At 64.8% G+C, this 17,111-nt stretch carries 16 protein-coding genes; 4 read left to right on the top strand and 12 right to left on the bottom strand.

Annotated elements, in window-relative coordinates:
• Positions 1–10: 10 nt before the first annotated feature.
• The 7 genes from ACODTW_RS02075 to ACODTW_RS02045 all read right to left on the bottom strand — a co-directional run bounded on the left by ACODTW_RS02075 (position 11) and on the right by ACODTW_RS02045 (position 8,632).
• Complete coding sequence (locus tag ACODTW_RS02075; protein WP_488944216.1) at positions 11–961, bottom strand: FAD:protein FMN transferase; 951 nt, start codon at positions 959–961, stop codon at positions 11–13.
• On the bottom strand, positions 951–1,505 hold the full coding sequence (locus ACODTW_RS02070; RefSeq protein ID WP_488944215.1) for a nitrous oxide reductase accessory protein NosL: 555 nt from the start codon (positions 1,503–1,505) through the stop codon (positions 951–953). The genes ACODTW_RS02075 and ACODTW_RS02070 overlap by 11 nt, the downstream gene beginning before the upstream one ends.
• Positions 1,502–2,332, bottom strand: a complete 831-nt coding sequence (locus tag ACODTW_RS02065) for an ABC transporter permease (protein WP_488944214.1) — start codon at positions 2,330–2,332, stop codon at positions 1,502–1,504. The genes ACODTW_RS02070 and ACODTW_RS02065 overlap by 4 nt, the downstream gene beginning before the upstream one ends.
• Positions 2,329–3,255, bottom strand: a complete 927-nt coding sequence (locus ACODTW_RS02060) for an ABC transporter ATP-binding protein (RefSeq protein ID WP_488944213.1) — start codon at positions 3,253–3,255, stop codon at positions 2,329–2,331. Before ACODTW_RS02060 ends, ACODTW_RS02065 begins: the two co-directional genes overlap by 4 nt.
• On the bottom strand, positions 3,248–4,618 hold the full coding sequence (locus ACODTW_RS02055) for a nitrous oxide reductase family maturation protein NosD (RefSeq protein WP_488944212.1): 1,371 nt from the start codon (positions 4,616–4,618) through the stop codon (positions 3,248–3,250). Before ACODTW_RS02055 ends, ACODTW_RS02060 begins: the two co-directional genes overlap by 8 nt.
• A gap of 85 nt (positions 4,619–4,703) precedes the next feature.
• Complete coding sequence (gene nosZ / locus ACODTW_RS02050; RefSeq protein WP_488944211.1) at positions 4,704–6,635, bottom strand: TAT-dependent nitrous-oxide reductase; 1,932 nt, start codon at positions 6,633–6,635, stop codon at positions 4,704–4,706.
• A 53-nt stretch (positions 6,636–6,688) separates the two neighbouring features.
• Positions 6,689–8,632 carry a 4Fe-4S binding protein gene (locus ACODTW_RS02045; protein WP_488944210.1) on the bottom strand — a complete coding sequence of 648 codons (1,944 nt, stop codon included), beginning with the start codon at positions 8,630–8,632 and terminating at the stop codon, positions 6,689–6,691.
• A 581-nt stretch (positions 8,633–9,213) separates the two neighbouring features.
• Here ACODTW_RS02045 and ACODTW_RS02040 point away from each other — a divergent pair.
• From ACODTW_RS02040 to ACODTW_RS02030, 3 genes are all read left to right on the top strand, one after another.
• A complete protein-coding gene (locus ACODTW_RS02040; protein ID WP_488944209.1) occupies positions 9,214–9,462 on the top strand; it encodes a hypothetical protein in 249 nt (82 codons plus the stop codon).
• A 40-nt stretch (positions 9,463–9,502) separates the two neighbouring features.
• Positions 9,503–10,183 carry an iron-sulfur cluster repair di-iron protein gene (gene ric, locus ACODTW_RS02035; RefSeq protein WP_488944208.1) on the top strand — a complete coding sequence of 227 codons (681 nt, stop codon included), beginning with the start codon at positions 9,503–9,505 and terminating at the stop codon, positions 10,181–10,183.
• Between the two features lie 186 nt (positions 10,184–10,369).
• Complete coding sequence (locus tag ACODTW_RS02030; protein WP_488944207.1) at positions 10,370–11,083, top strand: cyclic nucleotide-binding domain-containing protein; 714 nt, start codon at positions 10,370–10,372, stop codon at positions 11,081–11,083.
• Positions 11,084–11,086: 3 nt separating this feature from the next.
• On the opposite strand, the gene ACODTW_RS02025 is transcribed toward ACODTW_RS02030, so the two are convergent.
• From ACODTW_RS02025 to ligK, 5 genes are all read right to left on the bottom strand, one after another.
• Positions 11,087–11,833 (bottom strand): Crp/Fnr family transcriptional regulator, encoded by a 747-nt coding sequence (locus ACODTW_RS02025; RefSeq protein WP_488944206.1) that lies wholly within the window; start codon positions 11,831–11,833, stop codon positions 11,087–11,089.
• Between the two features lie 32 nt (positions 11,834–11,865).
• Entirely contained in the window at positions 11,866–13,071 is a 1,206-nt protein-coding gene (locus ACODTW_RS02020; RefSeq protein WP_488944205.1) for an NnrS family protein, read from the bottom strand.
• 95 nt (positions 13,072–13,166) lie between these two features.
• Positions 13,167–14,057 carry an amidohydrolase family protein gene (locus tag ACODTW_RS02015; RefSeq protein ID WP_488944204.1) on the bottom strand — a complete coding sequence of 297 codons (891 nt, stop codon included), beginning with the start codon at positions 14,055–14,057 and terminating at the stop codon, positions 13,167–13,169.
• Complete coding sequence (locus ACODTW_RS02010; protein WP_488944203.1) at positions 14,054–15,124, bottom strand: 4-oxalomesaconate tautomerase; 1,071 nt, start codon at positions 15,122–15,124, stop codon at positions 14,054–14,056. Before ACODTW_RS02010 ends, ACODTW_RS02015 begins: the two co-directional genes overlap by 4 nt.
• The gene (gene ligK / locus ACODTW_RS02005) at positions 15,117–15,791 is read right to left on the bottom strand and encodes a 4-carboxy-4-hydroxy-2-oxoadipate aldolase/oxaloacetate decarboxylase (RefSeq protein WP_488944202.1); all 675 of its coding nucleotides are present in this window, start codon (positions 15,789–15,791) and stop codon (positions 15,117–15,119) included. The genes ACODTW_RS02010 and ligK overlap by 8 nt, the downstream gene beginning before the upstream one ends.
• Before the next feature lie 102 nt (positions 15,792–15,893).
• Here ligK and ACODTW_RS02000 point away from each other — a divergent pair, with 102 nt between their 5' ends.
• The gene (locus ACODTW_RS02000; RefSeq protein ID WP_488944201.1) at positions 15,894–17,057 is read left to right on the top strand and encodes a LysR substrate-binding domain-containing protein; all 1,164 of its coding nucleotides are present in this window, start codon (positions 15,894–15,896) and stop codon (positions 17,055–17,057) included.
• Positions 17,058–17,111 lie beyond the last annotated feature (54 nt).

The following is a 17,111-nucleotide window of genomic DNA, read 5'->3' as shown; positions in this document are numbered from 1 at the left end:
GGTCACTTTTTTAAAGCATGACCAAACCGACATCGGGCAGGCGGGCGGCCAGGGCAGTCGCCTGGGCAGTCGGCATCAACAGGAATGCCGTGGACAAGGCGTCGGCGCGGCAGGCCGTGGCAGCACGCACACTGACCTGACGCGAACCCGGCACCGGCGTTCCCGCGCGCGGGTCCAGCACATGTCCCAGGCGGCCGGCAGGATCGAAGCTGGTGCCGTCGGTCGCAGATGTGGCAAGCGCCCCGTCCAGGTCGAGCGCTGGACCGGCCCCATCTCCCTGCCGCACCGAAACACGCCAGGGGCGCCCGTCCGGATGCCGGCCCAAGGCGCGGATTTCCCCCATATCGACCAGTACATCGCGCATACCTTCGTTCAGCAGCAGGTCGGCGATACGGTCGGTTATATAGCCCTGGGCGATGCCGTTCAGGGTGACGGCCATGCCCGGCCGGGTGAAGGCGATAGAGGACGCCTCCACTGTCACCGCGCGGTAATCGACCAGCGGACGCAGCGCGGCGACGGCCTGTGCCGGGGGACCCAGCGGGTCGGCCCCGGCCTTGGCGAAATGCTGCGCATGCAGTTCCCAGAGCGGCTGGACCGTCATATCGAAGGCACCGTCGGTAATGTGCCCATACATCACCGCTTCCTGCATCAGCCGCACCAGATCGACCGGCGGGTTATCCAGGCGCCCCTCCCGGTTCAGGCGGACCAGGGCACTGTCGGCCCGATAAAGGCTGAACACGCGCTCAAGGCGCGCCACCTCCTTCAGGCAGGTATCGATCAGCCGGTCCGACGCCGGCCCGTCCAGACCGGTCAGGGTCAGCCAGGCATCGGCGCCAAGGGCGATCCCCTGCCACTGCCGGATATTGGCCGTGCCGGCCCGGCCAGGATCGGCGGGGGCCAGCAGGACAGCCCCGGCCGCGGCGGCGGCGATTTTCAGGAAACGACGGCGGTCAGTTGGCATGATGTCCCCCACCCATGGTCGGCGCCGCGGGCATTTCGTTATCGTCTCCGCCCAGCACCTCCTGCGGACGGATATCGGCGAAGCGGCGGACAACGCCGCCATGGCGCTGGGCGAATGCGCGGGCATCGGCTTCGCGAGAGAACGGATATAGCTCGGCCCCCGTCATGGCGGCTGGCGCGTTTGAGCCCGTGACATACCAGGCCAGTTTGGCATCGACCCAATGGTCGGGATCGGCCGCGTCCGGTGCGGTCGCCCCGCCCATGTCGGAGACAAAGGCACCGCGCACATTCTTCGGCTCGTCCGGCAGCATCAGAAAGGCGAAGGTGTCGCGCACCGACGACAGCCAGACCGGCTTTTCGCGGCTGCGCAGATGCACCTGTCCCTTTGGCCCCGGATGATCAGAAAGGTTCATGCCGCAATATTGGCCCACGGCATCGGCGGTGATGGCGGCGGGGGTCAGCGGTGCCTCCGCCTTCTGCTCCGCCCCGCAAGCGGACATAAGACCGGCCCAAAGCAGCAGGGCGGCAAGGGCATGGGGTTTCATATCTGTCTCCGTGAAAGCAGCAGGCCGGCGATCCCCAGCGGGGCCAGCACCCAGGCGCCCAGCGCGCCCAGCAGGGCCGTCGGGGGCAGGGTGGCGTGCGCCGCCAGCCCGGCCATGCCGGCATGGCGGCCGACACTGACGAAGCCGGTCAGGTTGAACAGGCGATAGGCATCGGCGGGGTTGGCCAGCAGCAGGGCGTTCAACAGCCCTTCGCCCACCCCCTGGCCGCCCGTGGCCACCAGCAGGCCCAGCAAACCCATGTCGTACAGCAGCACGAACAGCAGCCAGAGGGCGACGGCGATGCCGGCGGCCGTGCCGCGATCGCGCACCAGCGTGCTGGCCAGATAACCCATGGCCACGAAGGCGGCGCCCAACAGCACACTGGACCCGATCATGGCTGCGAACGCCATCCAGGCTTCCCGCGCCGTGTCCGGCACCAGCAGGTAAAGCGCCAGCCCCGCCGTGCCGTAACCGATGACGGTGGCGAAGGCGATGATGGCGACATGGCCCAGGAACTTGCCCAGCAGCGCCTGCCAGCGCGAAACGGGGTAGGAGAGCAGCAGCAGCATGGTGCCGCGGTCGATCTCCCCCACAATGGCGTCGAAGGACAGCAGCAGGGCCAGCAGCGGCAACAGGAAGATGGTCAGGCTGGACAGGCTGACGATGGTCACTTCCAACTGGCCGACACCGACCGTTCCCGTCGGTGCGCTGCCCAGAAAGGCCAGCGTCACGGCCAGGGCGGCCATCAGCAAGGTGGTGGCTGCAACCCAGCGGTTGCGCAGCCCGTCGCGGATTTCCTTGGCCGCGATGATCAGGATGGTTCTCATGCTGCCTCCTCCTGCGACAGGAAATGGGCGTAGATCTCGTCCAGGCTGGGCTGGGACAGTTCCAGATCGGCCACGGCGTCGCCGCGCGCCAGCAGGGCGCGGGTCAATTCCAGCTTCCGCGACCGGTCGCAGGTCATCGACACACGGCGCACCCCTTCGGCTGGCAGGGGCAGGCCATGGGCTGCTGCCAGCTTGGCCGCCTGTTCGGGCGTGTGCAGCGTCACCGTCAGGCGCAGCGGCAGGTCGGCCAGGGTGCGCAGGGTTTCAAGGCTGCCTTCGGCCACCTTGCGTCCCCGGTTCATCACCACAACCCGGTCGGCTTGTCCCTCCAGTTCTGTCAGGGCGTGGCTGCACAGCAGGATCGTCGCCCCCTGGTCGCGCAATGCCCGCACCAGGGCATAGAAACTCTGGCGCAAAGCCGGGTCCAGACCCGTGGTCGGTTCATCCAGGAACAGCAGGCGCGGATTGCCAAGCAGCGCCTGGGCCAGCCCCAGACGCTGGCGCATGCCCTTGGAATAGGTGGCCAGACGCTGCCGCGCCGCCGCTTCCGACAGGCCGACACGGGCCAGCAGCCCATCATTGCCGGCAAGGGCCACACCCTTCAGTCGGGCATAGAAATCCAGGCACTCCCGGCCCGTCATGCCCGGATGCAGGGCGACATTTTCCGGCAGGAAGCCGATCTGGCGGCGCATCGCGGCTGCATCCGATCCACCGGGATCATGGCCCAGCACCGTCAATCGTCCGGCATCGCGATGGGTCAGACCCAGCATCAGCTTGATCAGGGAGCTTTTGCCCGCCCCGTTATGGCCGACAAGCGCCACGCATTCACCGGGCATCAGGGTCAGGTCCAGGTCGCGCACGGCGCGGATGGCGCCATAGCTTTTGGCGACGCCGTGGGCCAAGACCGTCGGCAGGTCATTCATGATGGGCCTCCTTGAGGGCGGGGGCAGAGGCGGGAAGGGGAAGGGGAACGGGATCCGCCATCAGCGGGGCGCTGTCGACCACACCGCCGGGATGCAGGGCAGGGAATTGCTTCTGCGCCCAGCGGATCATCTGGATACCGGGGCTGTTCAACAGCAGCTTGGCCTGGGGATGGGCCCAGACGATGCGATCCACCACGTCGTTGGGACGATAGGCCTCGTCGGCGATGCCATCACCATTCAGGTCGAAGGCGGCATTGTCGCTCCAGTAGTTGCCCTTGCCCTCCGACGACCAGTCCAGCGCGCGGGTGCCGACATATTTGACTTGTGTCCGGTTGGCAACGAAGGCATTGCCGGTGATGAGGTTGCGTTCCGATCCGGCCGTGAAATGCACCCCGATCTCGCAGCCGGAGAAGCGGTTGCCCGTCAGGACATTCTTGTTGGCATTATAGATGAAGACACATTTGCCCGTGCCATCACGCGGGGCGGTAGGGTCCAGATCGTTGGCGGGCACATCCTGGTCGCCCGTATCCTCGATGGTCTTGATGTCATCGGTCTGCGGGAACCGGCCCTCGATGATGTTTCCCGTGATCTCCGACCCGTTGGTGTAGTTCAGCAGCAGCCCGTGCAGCCGGTCCCGGCGGGAGATATTGCCGCGCACCTTCAGGCGCTGTGAATACATGATGGCGTAACCGACATGGTTACCCTCCGACACATTGCCGGAAACCTCGCTGTCGTTGGTGTACATATAGTGGACGGCGAAGCGGACATTGGTGAAGTGGTTGTTCTGGAACAGGTTATGGTGGGAGGTGGTGACAAAGATGCCGTCACGCCCGCCATCGACCCAATTTCCGACCACATGTGATCCCGGTGCGTTCCACAGCTGAATGCCGTTGCCGCGTTCCGACAGGCGCAGGTCCGTGCGACCGCTGACATGGTTGTCGCGGATCTGCGCATCGACCGCCCCCCAGGCATAGATGCCGATCAGATTGCCGGTCAGGCGGTTGCCTTCCACCACGGCACCGGTAGCGGTCTTGCTTAGGAAGATACCGGTATTCTGGTCGAACAGGCTGGCGCCCGAATTGCGCACATCCAGGCCGCGCAGGGTCACGCCGGGGGCCGCGACGGTCAGACTGTTACCCTGACCACCGCCATCAATGATGGCACCGGGTTCGGCCGTCAGGGTGACCGGCACCTCGACCCGCACCGGCCCCGGATGAAGGCCTGGCAGCAGACGCAGGGTGTCACCCGGCTTGGCCTGCGCCAAGGCCGCGGCCAACCCGCCAGGTGTCACCGCGACGGTGGTCGCCGCAGCCGGCAGTGCCAACAGGCCGGTCAGCAACAGAAGGAAGAGACGTTGAAGCAAGGGATTGATCCTGCTGACGAAATAATCCCCGTTCCCGTCCGGGGGTAGTGGGCGGGAACGGGGCGTCGGGGCCGGAAAGCGTCGGTCAGGCGCTCTTCGGCTCGACGATCATGCGGCCGCCCATTTCCATGTGCAGCGCGTGGCAGAACCACTGGCAATAGTACCAGTAGACGCCCGGCCGGTCGGCCGTGAAGGTGACCGAGGAGGTCTGCTGCGGCCCGATCTCCATGGCGATGCCATGGTTGGTCAGGGTGAAACCGTGGGTCAGGTCATCCACATCATCGATATTGGTGACGAAGACCGTAACCTCATCACCCTGGCGGACGTTGAATTCCTCCAGCGCGAAGGCCGGGGCCGACGAATACATGTAGACGCGGACCTTGTTGCCGTCGCGGATGATTTTGGCATCGGATTCCAGCGTCACCCCGTCGGCCTTGGCCTGCTTCACCGCATCGGCGAACATCGGATCGGCACGGTCATAGGTGTTGCGGGGATTCACCTTGGACCGGTGGACGATCAGCGTGTCATGCGGCTCCGCAAATGTCGGGCCGTCATGGACCAGCTTCATTTCGTCACCGGAAATGTCGATCAGCTGGTCATTCTCCGGCTTCAGCGGACCGACATTCAGGAACCGGTCCTTGGAGAATTTGTTCAGCACCATCAGCCATTTGCCGTCGGCTTCCTTGGTCTGGCCCATGGAGGAATGCAGATGGCCCGGCTGGTAATGCACATCCAGCTTCTGGATGACAGGCGACACTTTCTCGCCCTTGTAGGCGCGCTTGGCGGCATCGATGTTCCACTTCACCACCTGGCTGTCCAGGAACAGGGTAGTGTAGGCGTTGCCGCGGCCGTCATAGGCCGTGTGCAGGGGCCCCAGGCCCAATTGCGGTTCGGCCACGACGGCATCCCGCGGCTTGATTTTGTCGTCAAACAGATCGTCGAACTTGCGCACGTCGAAGACGGTGGCCGTGGGCGACAGCTTGCCATTGGCCGTGGCATGGATGCCGTCGGGCGCCATGTTGATGCCGTGCGGGCTGTTGGGCACGGGGATGTAGCGGGTGAAAGGCGAACCCTTGCGGCCATCCACCACGGGCACGCCGTTGATGATCTGGGCCTTGCCGGCCTTCACCGCCGCTTCAATTCGCTTGATGTTGAAAACGACCAGCCAGTCCTGCTCGTTGGCCGTCATCTCCGCCAGCGTCACCCCTTCTTCCGAATTGTAGCAGGTGGACATGGCATATTTGCCATGATAGTCGGACTCCGTATTATCAAGGTTGCCATCCACCCAGACCTGCCAGGCGATCTTCATGGTATCGCCGTCGATGGCGGTGAAATGCGACCGATACTTCTTGGTATCGGCCATGTTGTGCCCGTCATTGGGCGTCGGCACGCGCTGCTCGCCATTGGCGTAGATATAGCCGGTACGGGGGAATTTCTGCAGGCGCAGGCCGTGGATGGCGGCAGCGTTGGGAATCTCGATGACCTTGTCCACCTTCATGATGTCGCAACGCACACGGGCGACGCGGGTATTGGCCTTGTCGTTGCAGAACAGGTAGCGACCGTCATAGGTGCCGTCGGTGAACGACATGTGCGGATGGTGCAGGTCACCATTCAGGTAGCTGCCGCCCCGCTTCTCCAGAAACTTCTTCGTTTCCGGCAGCAGACCTTCGGTCAGGATCTTCCGGCTTTCGTTCGTCAGCCCCCAGCCGGTGGCCGAGCAGCGATTGAACACCGGGATGCGCATCAATTCGCGCATGGACGGGATGCCCATGATGCGGATTTCGCCGGACTGACCGCCGGAATGGAACACGTAATATTCATCCAGATCGCCGGGCTTGACCTCGATACTCTGCTTGCCCGCCGTGGCGGCATCGGCCGTACCGGGTGCCAGCAAGCTGCCACCCACGGCAGCCCCACCCATGGCCGCCCCCAGGCCCGCCAGCGTCGCGGCCCTGGCGGTTCCCCCCAACAGGGCGCGGCGGTTCAGCCCCTGCATAGTCTCGTTCTTTTCCGACATTGTTACAGCTCCGTGGTTGCCCCGCCAGCAGGCGGGGGGATGAGAAGGAGGGATCACTCGGCGGTGGGCGGCACGGGATACTTGGCCCGCCGCGGATCGGAGGTCATGACGGCGGCCTGGCGTTCCGCCTTCTTCAGGCGGGCCACCACCACCGGACAAACTTGCGTGTGGTTGTAGAGAACCTGGCAGTGCAGGCACTGAATGCATTCGTTGGGATTGATGCGGCCGTCGGGATGGATGGCCTGCACCGGGCATTCAATGGCGCAGCGATGGCAGGGATTGCCGCATTCCCGATACCGCCGCAGCCAGTTGAACATCCGCATCCGGCCGGGAATGGCCAGGGCCGCGCCCAGCGGGCAGAGATAGCGGCAGAAGAAGCGTTCGATGAACAGTCCGGCCAGGACCAGGGCAGCGGCGAACAGCACGAACCACCAGTCGCGGATGAAATGCAGGATGATGGCGGTCTTGAACGGCTCCACCTCCGCTACCCGTTCCGCATCCGACAGGCTGTGCAGCGACAGGCCGAAAATCATCAGGAAGATCATGTATTTCAGGGGCCAGAGCCGTTCATGCACGGCAAACGGCACCTTGATCTGCGGCACGCGTAGTTTCTTGGCCAGCTTGTTGGACAGTTCCTGCAGGGCGCCGAACGGGCATAGCCAGCCACAGAAGGCCCCCCGACCCCAGAACAGCAGGGATGCCGCCACCGAGAACCAGAGCAGGAACAGCAGCGGATCCATCATGAAATAGTCCCAGCGGAAATCGTGGCGCATGGCGTCCACGAAGGTCAGGACATTGACGACGGACAGCTGGGCATGGGCGTACCAGCCCAGATAGAACAGGGTGAACAGCAGCACGGCCATGCGGGTGCGGGCATAGAGCTTCGGCCGGCGGACCAGAAAATCCTGGAAGAAGAAGATGCCCGTCACCGCCAGCACAGCCAGTGCCGTCAGCACGATATCGACGCGGCGGTTGTTCCAGACCCGCTGCCACAGCGGCACGTCCTGCGCGGCCTCTACCTCGGTGCTGATGGGGACTGCGGCTGCGGCGGAGGCCTGTGGCGCATTGGTCAGATAGATTTCGGGTGGAATGTAGCCCAGATCGAAGGTGACGAAACTTTTCTCCAGCGCCGCCGTGGCCCGCTGCACCAGCAGTTGCAGGCGCCAGGGCTGTGCCGGATCGAACACCATATTGTCCGGTACGGTGAACAGGCCGATCTCGGGCAGGTCCGGGGCACCGTCAGCGGCCAGTGCGCCCAACCGCTTATGGTTCTTGTCACGGAAGCGGGTGCCCGCCTCGCCCTGGATCAACTCGACCCGGTCAAAGATGCCGCCGCGCACATAGCCCGATCCCTTGAAGGAATAGCGCCCGCGGGCGGCAATCAGCAGGGCCTGCTGCCCCGGTTTCAGCCGGGCGCGCAAAGCCTCAAACTCTGTGTCGCCCAGCAGGCTGCGGCCGACGGTGGGGATGGTGACGAGACCGGCATAAAGCTCGATGAAGGTCTCGTCATCAGGACCAGGTTCCGGGCGGGCCGCGGCCGCGGCGTTACCGGATTTCGCAAAGGCCGCGTTGACATCGCCGACGGTCAGTACCAGCCGGCGAACGGAACCGTCACCGATCAGCGTCTCCCATGCCGCGATGTCGCGTCGGTTTTCATCAATCCGGCGGGCAGGGGCGGCATTGGCCGTCTCCGTCGCGCCCGTCAGCGCCTGGGACAATTTGCGGCCCGACCGCAGCAGGCTGTCACCGATCACCATCACCGTGACGGTGGCCCCCGACACGATGTCGACCGGCGGCTTGGCCCCGTTGGTCAGCGCGGGATCGAAGACGTGGCGTCCGACATAGCCGTCAATAAAGGCCTGTACCTTGGCAACAGGAATGCCGACCAGCACGATCGGCTCGTGGTGATCGACTAGCCTGGCACCCTTGATCACGCCGTCTGGCGTCAATCCCACCATCACATCGATGGGCCGACCGGAATAGCCTGTGGTGTCCACAAAATCCGACGTCAGATAGGCAAAGCCCAGCAGCGTTTCCCCCTTGAAGACGGGGAATGCCGGCGCCTTGTCACTGCGGGTTCCGAAGCGTTCGCCCTCTGGAAAGAGATCAGAGGGCTTGACCTTGGATAAATAGTTATCGACGCGAGGCTCTTTTGCAAAAGAATCACCACATACCAAAAAAATAGACAAAAGAATCAGCGCGACTCCGAACATAATATTCGGAGATCCAAGGTAATTTAAAAATGACAAGCGTTGATTTGACATTTGTCAATAGCCTTATCTGATATCTGAACGAAGCTTTATTACAGACCGGCCGATACTGTATTTGACCTCGATCAATTCGGTCAGTCAACTTCGGTCAATTCCGTCGTCCCATCGGTAGCGCGGTCAGGGGCACGCTTCTTTGCGCAGCCGCAAAGAGCGGGAAGGAAACGGCTTTTCCCGGGGTCGCTGAAAATCGAGGCGACGGGTTTCCCGCTTTTCATCCCGCTCTTTGCCCCAGCGCAACGACCGGGCAGGGGCCTTTCTGTTGGCATGCGGTCGCTTTGATCCATCCCGAGGCTGAAAAAGGTTCGCCCATGAAGACCGAGATCGTCCATTTCCGCCGCGATTCCGCGCACAGCCTGCTGCCATCCGATGGCGTCCCCGGTGAACAGGCGGATGGTTCCGTCATCTGCGCCATTGATGAATGCCCGGACACCCTGGTGGCAGAGAAATTGCTGAACCGGCTGCAGGGCCTGTTCCCGGCACCCGGCATGACCCGTGTGTCCTTCGCGGACCTGCCCGTCCGTGACGGCGGCTGCTGCGGCGGCCGTTGTGGCGGCTGAGCCTTCCCCCTTCCTGTCACACCATGGCCGAGACCAACCCATGTCCTCGCTGACGCAACCGGTTTCGCTGTTCGCCGCCACCTATCCCGGCGCCACCGCCATTTTTCGCCGCCATGGCATCGATTTCTGTTGCGGGGGCGGCCAGTCGCTGGCCGATGCCGCCACGGCCCGCGATCTGGACCCTGACGGGCTGCTGCGTGAGCTGATGGACCGGGCAGCGGAGGGCGGCGAGGTTCCGGCAACCCTGCCCGATACCGCCCTTATCGCCCTGCTGCTGGAACGGTTCCACGCCGGCCACCGCCGTGAACTGGAAGAGCTGTTGTTCCTGTCGCAGAAGGTGGAAAGTGTGCATGGCCAGCATCCGGACTGCCCCAAAGGTCTGAACACCCTGCTGCGTCAGGTGTCGGAGGAGTTGGAGGAGCATATGCAGAAGGAGGAAAAGGTGCTGTTCCCCTTGGTGCTTTCCGGCGGATCGCCCTTCATTGCCGCACCCATCGCCTGCATGGCGGAGGAACACGAGACGTTCGCCCGACAACTGCATCAGATGCGGGCGCTGACCCGGGATTTCACGCCGCCGGTGCGGGCCTGCGCGACTTGGCGGGCACTGTACAGCACGCTGCAACACTTCACCCAGGAAGCGGAGGAGCATGTGCATCTTGAAAACAATGTCCTGTTCCCGCGCCATGCCGGCGTGTCGCCACACACGACCTTTGGCTTCTGATCTGACCGGAAACAAGGGATAGGCTTTAATAGGCAACAAGGGCTATTTGTACAGGACAGGGTTCATGTTGACGCGGACAGGGGCAGTGCCTTACCAAAGCGCTATGCTTACTTTGCCATGGCATGTCTTGATTTTAATCAATTCCTGTCGCCCAATCCGATTGACCGCCTATTCAGCGTGCCGACAATGAAACCTGATGATCTGCCCCTGATCCGCAGCCTACCCATGTTCCGGTCAGTGACGGAGGTGCAGTTGGCTGCCCTGGTGTCGCGCGGATCGTTGCAGCGATATCCACGCGGCACCCTGCTGTTCCGGGAAGGTGATCATGCCGACTTCCTGATGATCCTGCTGGAAGGAGCGGTCGAACTGTTCGCCCGCGACCAGGACGATAATGAAGCCGTCGTGGAAACCTTGTTTCCGGTCGACAGCTTCATCCTGGCTGCCGCACTGACCGATGCTCCCTATCTGATGTCTGCCCGCACCCTGTCGCCAGCCCGCATCCTGTTGCTGGAGACGGGGCCATTTCGCCGGGCGGTCGCTGCCGACCCAGGCCTGTCGGCGCCGGTGATGGCGGAGCTCGCCCAGTATTTTCGCCGGCTGGTCCGGCAGATCAAGGATCTGAAACTGCGCACCGGGGTGCAGCGGCTGGGCTGCTATGTGCTTGGTCTTGCTGCGACGAAGGACGAAGTGGTGCTGCCCTTCGACAAACGTACCCTGGCATCGCGTCTGGGGATGACGGCGGAAAACCTTTCCCGCGCCTTCTCCACCCTGCGCGCGCATGGACTGTCGGTTCAGGGCAACCGACTGCTGATTGAGGATCGGGAGCAGCTGACGGCATTTTCCCGGCCCGATCCCCTGATCGACGCGGCCGAAGGGCCGCTGTCCATCCTGGCCGAGTAGGGATCAGGGTGGCAATGGCAGGTCTTCAGCGATGGCAACCAGCGTGTCTGGCTTGACCACCACGATCTGCTGCCGCCCACCCGCCGTGATACCGTTTGTTTCCCAGGCTGACAGGATGCGGCTGACCGTATGCAGCGTGGTGCCCGTCATTTCCGCCAGATCCTGGCGGGTCAGGGGGAAGCTGATCTCCACCCCTGTTGACACCTCCCGCCCGGCCTGCCGGGCCAGGCGCAGCAAGGCATAGGCGACGCGTCGCTCCACACGCTGCGTCGACAATTGCCGCACGCGGGTCTGCAAGTCCTCCAGCCGGTCCCCCAGCATCGCCATGGTATTCATGGCGATCTGCGGGTGGGCCAGCATCAGCGCCTTCATCGTCTCCACCGTCCAGACCAATTCCACACTGTCAGTCACGGCCAGGGCATCGCCGGGATAGCCAGAGAGGAACATGGCCAGCGTGCCATACATTTCACCCGGCCCGACGAACTGCACCACCATCTGCTGACCGTCGGGGCTGGCGTGCTGGATCTTGATGCGGCCGTCGATCAGGGCGTGGCAGGTGGTGGCCGGGTCGCCCTGCTTGAACACTGTGCTGCCCTTGGGCACCAGCCGCGCCTGGCCTTGCGCCGTTACCGCGCGCAGGGCCTGGGCGTCCAGGCCCGCGAACATGCGCATGCGGTGCAGCAGCGAGGGATCGGGTTTCAGCTTGTCCATCATTTCCGCCTGACCGTTCGCAACGGGGGCGGGCAGCATAGACCCATCGCCTGGAAAAACGCCATGCCGGTTCATCCCGGCCGTCCATCGGCGCGGCGCATCACCAGGATGGGGGCATAGACGAAGACGAACAGCAGGAAGGCTGCCAGCCAGAAGCTGCCAGCGATGCTGTAGGCCAGCCGCAGATCGGGCAGCAGCGGCGCCAGCACCCGGACCAGGGCGCCACCCGTCAGCAGCAGATAGGCGGCCACCGTCGGCCGCGCCGCCACGATGTCACGTCCCGTATGGCCCAGGGCAGCACGGCTCATCACCGCCACAATCATGGTGGCGAAGGCTCCCGCCGTGATGGCGTGGATCCAGCCCTGACCGATATCGGCACCGGCCAGCAGCCATGCCGCCTTCAGCAGCAGCCCCGCCGGTATCCACGCATAGGCCAGATGAAGCACCCACAGGATGGGCTGGTCCAGCGTCTTCAGTCCCTGCCAGCGCGACAGGCGCCAGGCATGGGCGATCCCGGCCAGCAGGGCCGCCAATCCAGGCAACAGCCCGTCCGGCTGAACCATGTCGGCCAGGGCCAGCAGGGCCATAGACCCCAAGGCCAGCCGGTCGGGCCAGCCGAAGGGCGCCACCGCCACCTTGCGGCCGACACGCTTCAGCGCACTGACGGTGAAGGAGGGGACGATGCGCCCGCTGATCAGGGCCACCATCAACAGCACCATGTCGATGCCCAGCGTGCGCCCCCGCGTCCAGATACCGGGCAACCAATCCAGCCGGTCGGCATGGTACAGCGCACTGGTCGCCGTCAGCAGGGCCAGCAACAGCACCATCACATAGTTGCGACGATTGCGCGCCTTGATGATGGAGGGCAGCACCATGGCGCACAGGGCGGGGAAGAAGGCCAGATCAATGATGGCCCCCGGCAACACCGGCAAGGGGGCGATGGGGTTGAGCGCCAGCCGGCCCGCCAGCCACAGCCCCGTCAGCGCCATCAGGCGCCCGCCCGCATAGCCGCGTTCCCCCGTCCAGTTGGGCACGGCGGTCAGCAGAAAGCCGGCGATGGCGGCGGCGGCAAAGCCGAACAGCATCTCATGCCCATGCCAGGCCGCTGGATTGCCCAGCTGCGCCGGCCACCGACCGGTATGCAGCACCATCAGCCACAGGCCCAACATGATGATTGCGTGCAGCCCAGCCGCCAGGAAGAAAGGACGAAAACCATAGGCGAACAAGGCCAGCCGGGTACCGGTCGGGCGGGGTATTTCCTCAAAATGGGCGGTCATGGCGGTCCTCTGCGGCATCAAGGGGTTTCTCACCCTGTACCGCGTTCGGACCGCCCGTCCTTTGTGCCGGCGCAAACAACCGGAAGATCACACCATCAGGGTGCTGGCGGAATCGCTTCCTCCGGCCAGTAGAGGATCATCGGGTTGGCGACCAGCAGCTTGTGCTGCAATGTCGCCGTCGGCGCGATACGGCGGATCATGTCCACGACCAGCCCGTCATCGGGAATGTTCTTTTCCATATTGGGATGCGGCCAGTCCGTGCCCCACAGGACGCGATCCGGGTAATCCGCCACCAGTGGCGCCACTGCCGCCGCGAAATCATCCCAGCCCGGTGCCGCCGACAGACGGTCGGGACAGGTGACCTTGGTCCAGATGTCCGGACGGCTGTCCAGCAGACGGCGAAAAGCCAGCATGTCAGGGCCGGCCGGCCCTTGTGTCACGTCGGGCCGCCCCATATGGTCAACGACCACAGGGGTAGGGAGGGCATCCAGGAAGGGGCGCAACTCCTCCAGAATGTCGGCCTCGAAATAGACAACGACATGCCAGCCCAGAGGTTGGATACGGCGCGCCACCTCCAGGAACTTGTCCTTGGGCGCATCATCAACCAGGCGCTTCAGGAAATTGAAGCGCACGCCCCGGATGCCGCCCGCGTGCAGCCGTTCCAGTTCCGCATCGTCGATGGCGGGATCCACCACGGCCACGCCGCGGCAGGTGCCCTCCGACACGGCGATGGCATTCAGGGTGGCGGCATTGTCGGTGCCATGGCAACTGGCCTGGACGATGACATTGCGGCTGAGGCCCAGGTGTTTGCGCAGGGCGAACAGCATGTCCGGCCCGGCATCCTGGGGCAGATACTTGGCCTTGGCGCTGAACGGGAACTGCGCCATGGGGCCGAACACATGGCAATGCGCATCCACGGCCCCCGGCGGCGGGGCGAAGCGGGGGCGGGACGGGGCGTCGGCCCAGCTGCGGATCCGGTCGGTCATGCGAAGATAACTCCATCCATCAGCTTGCGGGCGGTGCGCAGCAAGGCAGCGGTGCGCACCTGTCCAGCCGCATCCAGTTCCAGCACACAGCTCATTTCCCCCGTCGGATGTTCGACCGACAGGGTCTTGCGGTCACCGGGCGGCAGTACGGCCACATCGGCCGCAGGCGATCCGGGCACCAGACAGGCGGTAGCGACGCTGACCGCCCCCAGCACGCCGATGGTCGCATGGGCGCGGTGGGGGATGAAGCTGCGCACGCAGACGGCCCCCCCCTGGCGCGGCGGGGCAACCAGCATGATCTTCGGCACCGATTTGGCCGACACGTCACCCAGATTCATCAGCGGCCCGACCTGCAGCCGGATGGATTCGATCCGCGCCTTCAGGGCCATGTCGGCGTCCAGCGTCTCCCGGTCCTCGTACCCGGTGGCGCCGACATCGCTGGCCTTGATGACGATGCAGGGCATGCCATTGTCGATCAGGGTGACGGGCACGCCATCGATGATATCCACTGCATTGCCCGTGGGCAGCAGGGCACCACAGCTTGATCCCGCCGTGTCGCGGAATTCCACGGGCACCGGCGCATGGGTGCCGGGCACGCCGTCGATGCGGGCATCACCATGATAGCTGACCTTGCCGCCCGGCGTGGCGATGGTCGCCACAGCCACCTGGCCCGTATTTTCCATGAAGATGGCGACCCTGGTCTCGTCCCCCGTCGCCGCGACCAGACCGCGTTCAATGGCAAAGGGACCGACGCCGGCCAGGATGTTGCCGCAGTTCTGACTGTCGGAGACGATGGCCTGATCGACGAAGACCTGCAGGAACAGGTAATCCACGTCGATTCCCGGCCGCTGCGACCGGCTGACAACGGCCACCTTGCTGGTCAGGGGATCGGCCCCGCCCATGCCGTCAATCTGCCGCGGATCGGGCGATCCCATGATGGACAGCAGGAACGCATCGCGCGCGGCAGTATCGGCGGGCAGATCATCCTTCAGGAAATAGCCGCCCTTGGAGGTGCCGCCGCGCATCCACATGCAGCGCACACCGTCCGTCCCCACCGCCTCAGACATATTTCAGCCCCATGGAGGCCAGCTTGCCGCGCATGTCATAGATATCCAGGCCCAGTTCGCCGGCGGCCAGCCGTGCGCGCTTGGCGGTTTCCGCCGCTTCCCGCGCCTGCGCCTTCTCCAACACGGCGGCGGCCTTTTCCCGCGGCACGACACAGACGCCATCATCATCGGCGACGATCACATCGCCGGCCTGGATGGCGGCTCCAGCACAGACGATGGGCACATTCACCGATCCCAGGGTGGCCTTCACCGTGCCCTGGGCGAACACGGCCTTGGACCAGACAGGGAACTTCATCTCCGTCAGGTCGCGCACATCGCGCACGCCGGCATCGATCACCAGCCCGCGACAGCCCCGCGCCAGGGCCGACGTCGCCAGCAGGTCACCGAAATAGCCATCTTCACAGGGGCTGGTCGGCGCCAGGACCAGGATGTCACCGTCACGGATCTGCTCAATGGCGACATGCACCATCCAATTGTCGCCCGGCGGGGCGGAAATGGTGACGGCCGACCCGGCGATGCGGGCACCAGGATAGATGGGGCGCATGTGTGAGGCCAGCAGGCCGGTGCGGCCCTGCGCCTCGTGCACCGTGGCCACGCCACAGCGGGCCAAACCGTCGATGACCGACGCATCGGCGCGGGCGATATTCTGGACGACAATGCCGGACATTGAATTCTCCGTCTTTGGGCTGGCTTCTGTCTTGACCCCAGCCCGCCGGTACGGCAATTCAGAAGCATGGACGGGCCATAAGTTTTAGCTAATCGTGTTGCAATGCACATATGGGATCTGAACCTGCGCCATCTGCGCGCCGTGCTGGAGGTGACCCGTCTGGGCAGCATCAGTGCCGCCGCCCAGGCCGTGTCGCTGACCCAGCCGGCCGTGACCCAGGGCATCGCCCGGCTGGAACGGGAGCTGGGCCGCCCTTTGTTCGCGCGCCGGGCCGATGGCATGGTGCCGACACCGGCCGCCCTGCTGTTGCAACCGCGGCTGGAGGCGGCGCTGACCCATATCGGGTCGGTGCGGGTGACCATGGCGCAGGTGCGCGCCCTGATCAGCGTCGGCACGTCGGGCAGTCTGGCAGAGGCCAGCCACGATAGCGGCCTGTCGCAGCCGACCCTGCACCGGGCGGTAAAGGATTTGGGTCTGGCGCTGCGCCGCACAATAACCGAACGGCGGGGGCGGGGTATCGCCCTGACAGAGGCCGGACAGCGCGTGCTGCGCGGTTTCCGTCTGGCGCGTGCCGAACTGGTGGCGGCGCTGACGGAATTGCAGGCGCTGGACGGGGTGGAGGTGGGGCGCGTCGCCATCGGGGCCATGCCCTTGTCGCGTGCCCGGCTGCTGCCCAGCGCCGTCGCCAGCTTCCACCGCTCCCGCCCGGAAGTGACCATCCATATTGTCGAAGGCTCCCACACCGAATTGATCGACCCGTTGCGCGACGGTGAGTTGGACCTGCTGATCGGGGCGCTGCGGCTGGAAGTGCCGCCGGCGGAGGTGGACCAGCAGCCCCTGTTCGATGACCAGCCCGTCGTCTTTGCCCGGCCGGGCCACCCGTTGATCGGCCATCCCGCCCCCTGGTCGGCGTTGGCCGATTACCCCTGGGTGGTGCCGCCGGCCGGCACGCCGCTGCGCACGCAGTGGGAGGCGATGTTCAAGGCGGCGGGCCTGCCCGTGCCGCGCGTGTCGATCGAATGCGGGGCCGTCATCACCGTACGGCAATTGATCCGCGACAGTGATTTCCTGACCCTGCTGTCGCCAGACCAGTTGGCGGTGGAGTTGCAGGCCGGCGTGGTTGCGCGGGTTGGCGAGGCCCCGGGCGACCTGCGCCGGACCATCGGTATCACCACGCGCAGTGGCTGGCGCCCGACCCCGGCACAGGCGGCCTTCATCCGCGCGCTGGAGGAGACGGCAAAGGGCATCAGCGGCACGATTAGCTAAAACTTATGACCGGACGTCGGAACTGATTGGCCGCATGCCCCCTGTTGCCGCCAG

The sequence above is a fragment of the Niveispirillum sp. FG148 genome (assembly GCF_057809655.1).
Note: the sequence above shows the minus strand (reverse complement) of the source record. Positions and strands in the feature narration are given on the sequence as shown.

What these genes read in the sequence shown, in the direction of transcription:
- ACODTW_RS02015 (WP_488944204.1), bottom strand. Translation starts at nt 14,057, where the DNA reads ATGACCGACCGGATCCGCAGCTGGGCCGACGCCCCGTCCCGCCCCCGC.
- ACODTW_RS02025 (WP_488944206.1), bottom strand. Translation starts at nt 11,833, where the DNA reads ATGCTGCCCGCCCCCGTTGCGAACGGTCAGGCGGAAATGATGGACAAG.
- nosZ (WP_488944211.1), bottom strand. Translation starts at nt 6,635, where the DNA reads ATGTCGGAAAAGAACGAGACTATGCAGGGGCTGAACCGCCGCGCCCTG.
- ACODTW_RS02030 (WP_488944207.1), top strand. Translation starts at nt 10,370, where the DNA reads ATGAAACCTGATGATCTGCCCCTGATCCGCAGCCTACCCATGTTCCGG.
- ACODTW_RS02010 (WP_488944203.1), bottom strand. Translation starts at nt 15,124, where the DNA reads ATGTCTGAGGCGGTGGGGACGGACGGTGTGCGCTGCATGTGGATGCGC.
- ligK (WP_488944202.1), bottom strand. Translation starts at nt 15,791, where the DNA reads ATGTCCGGCATTGTCGTCCAGAATATCGCCCGCGCCGATGCGTCGGTC.
- ACODTW_RS02075 (WP_488944216.1), bottom strand. Translation starts at nt 961, where the DNA reads ATGCCAACTGACCGCCGTCGTTTCCTGAAAATCGCCGCCGCCGCGGCC.
- ACODTW_RS02065 (WP_488944214.1), bottom strand. Translation starts at nt 2,332, where the DNA reads ATGAGAACCATCCTGATCATCGCGGCCAAGGAAATCCGCGACGGGCTG.
- ACODTW_RS02000 (WP_488944201.1), top strand. Translation starts at nt 15,894, where the DNA reads ATGCACATATGGGATCTGAACCTGCGCCATCTGCGCGCCGTGCTGGAG.
- ACODTW_RS02060 (WP_488944213.1), bottom strand. Translation starts at nt 3,255, where the DNA reads ATGAATGACCTGCCGACGGTCTTGGCCCACGGCGTCGCCAAAAGCTAT.
- ACODTW_RS02040 (WP_488944209.1), top strand. Translation starts at nt 9,214, where the DNA reads ATGAAGACCGAGATCGTCCATTTCCGCCGCGATTCCGCGCACAGCCTG.
- ACODTW_RS02070 (WP_488944215.1), bottom strand. Translation starts at nt 1,505, where the DNA reads ATGAAACCCCATGCCCTTGCCGCCCTGCTGCTTTGGGCCGGTCTTATG.
- ric (WP_488944208.1), top strand. Translation starts at nt 9,503, where the DNA reads ATGTCCTCGCTGACGCAACCGGTTTCGCTGTTCGCCGCCACCTATCCC.
- ACODTW_RS02020 (WP_488944205.1), bottom strand. Translation starts at nt 13,071, where the DNA reads ATGACCGCCCATTTTGAGGAAATACCCCGCCCGACCGGTACCCGGCTG.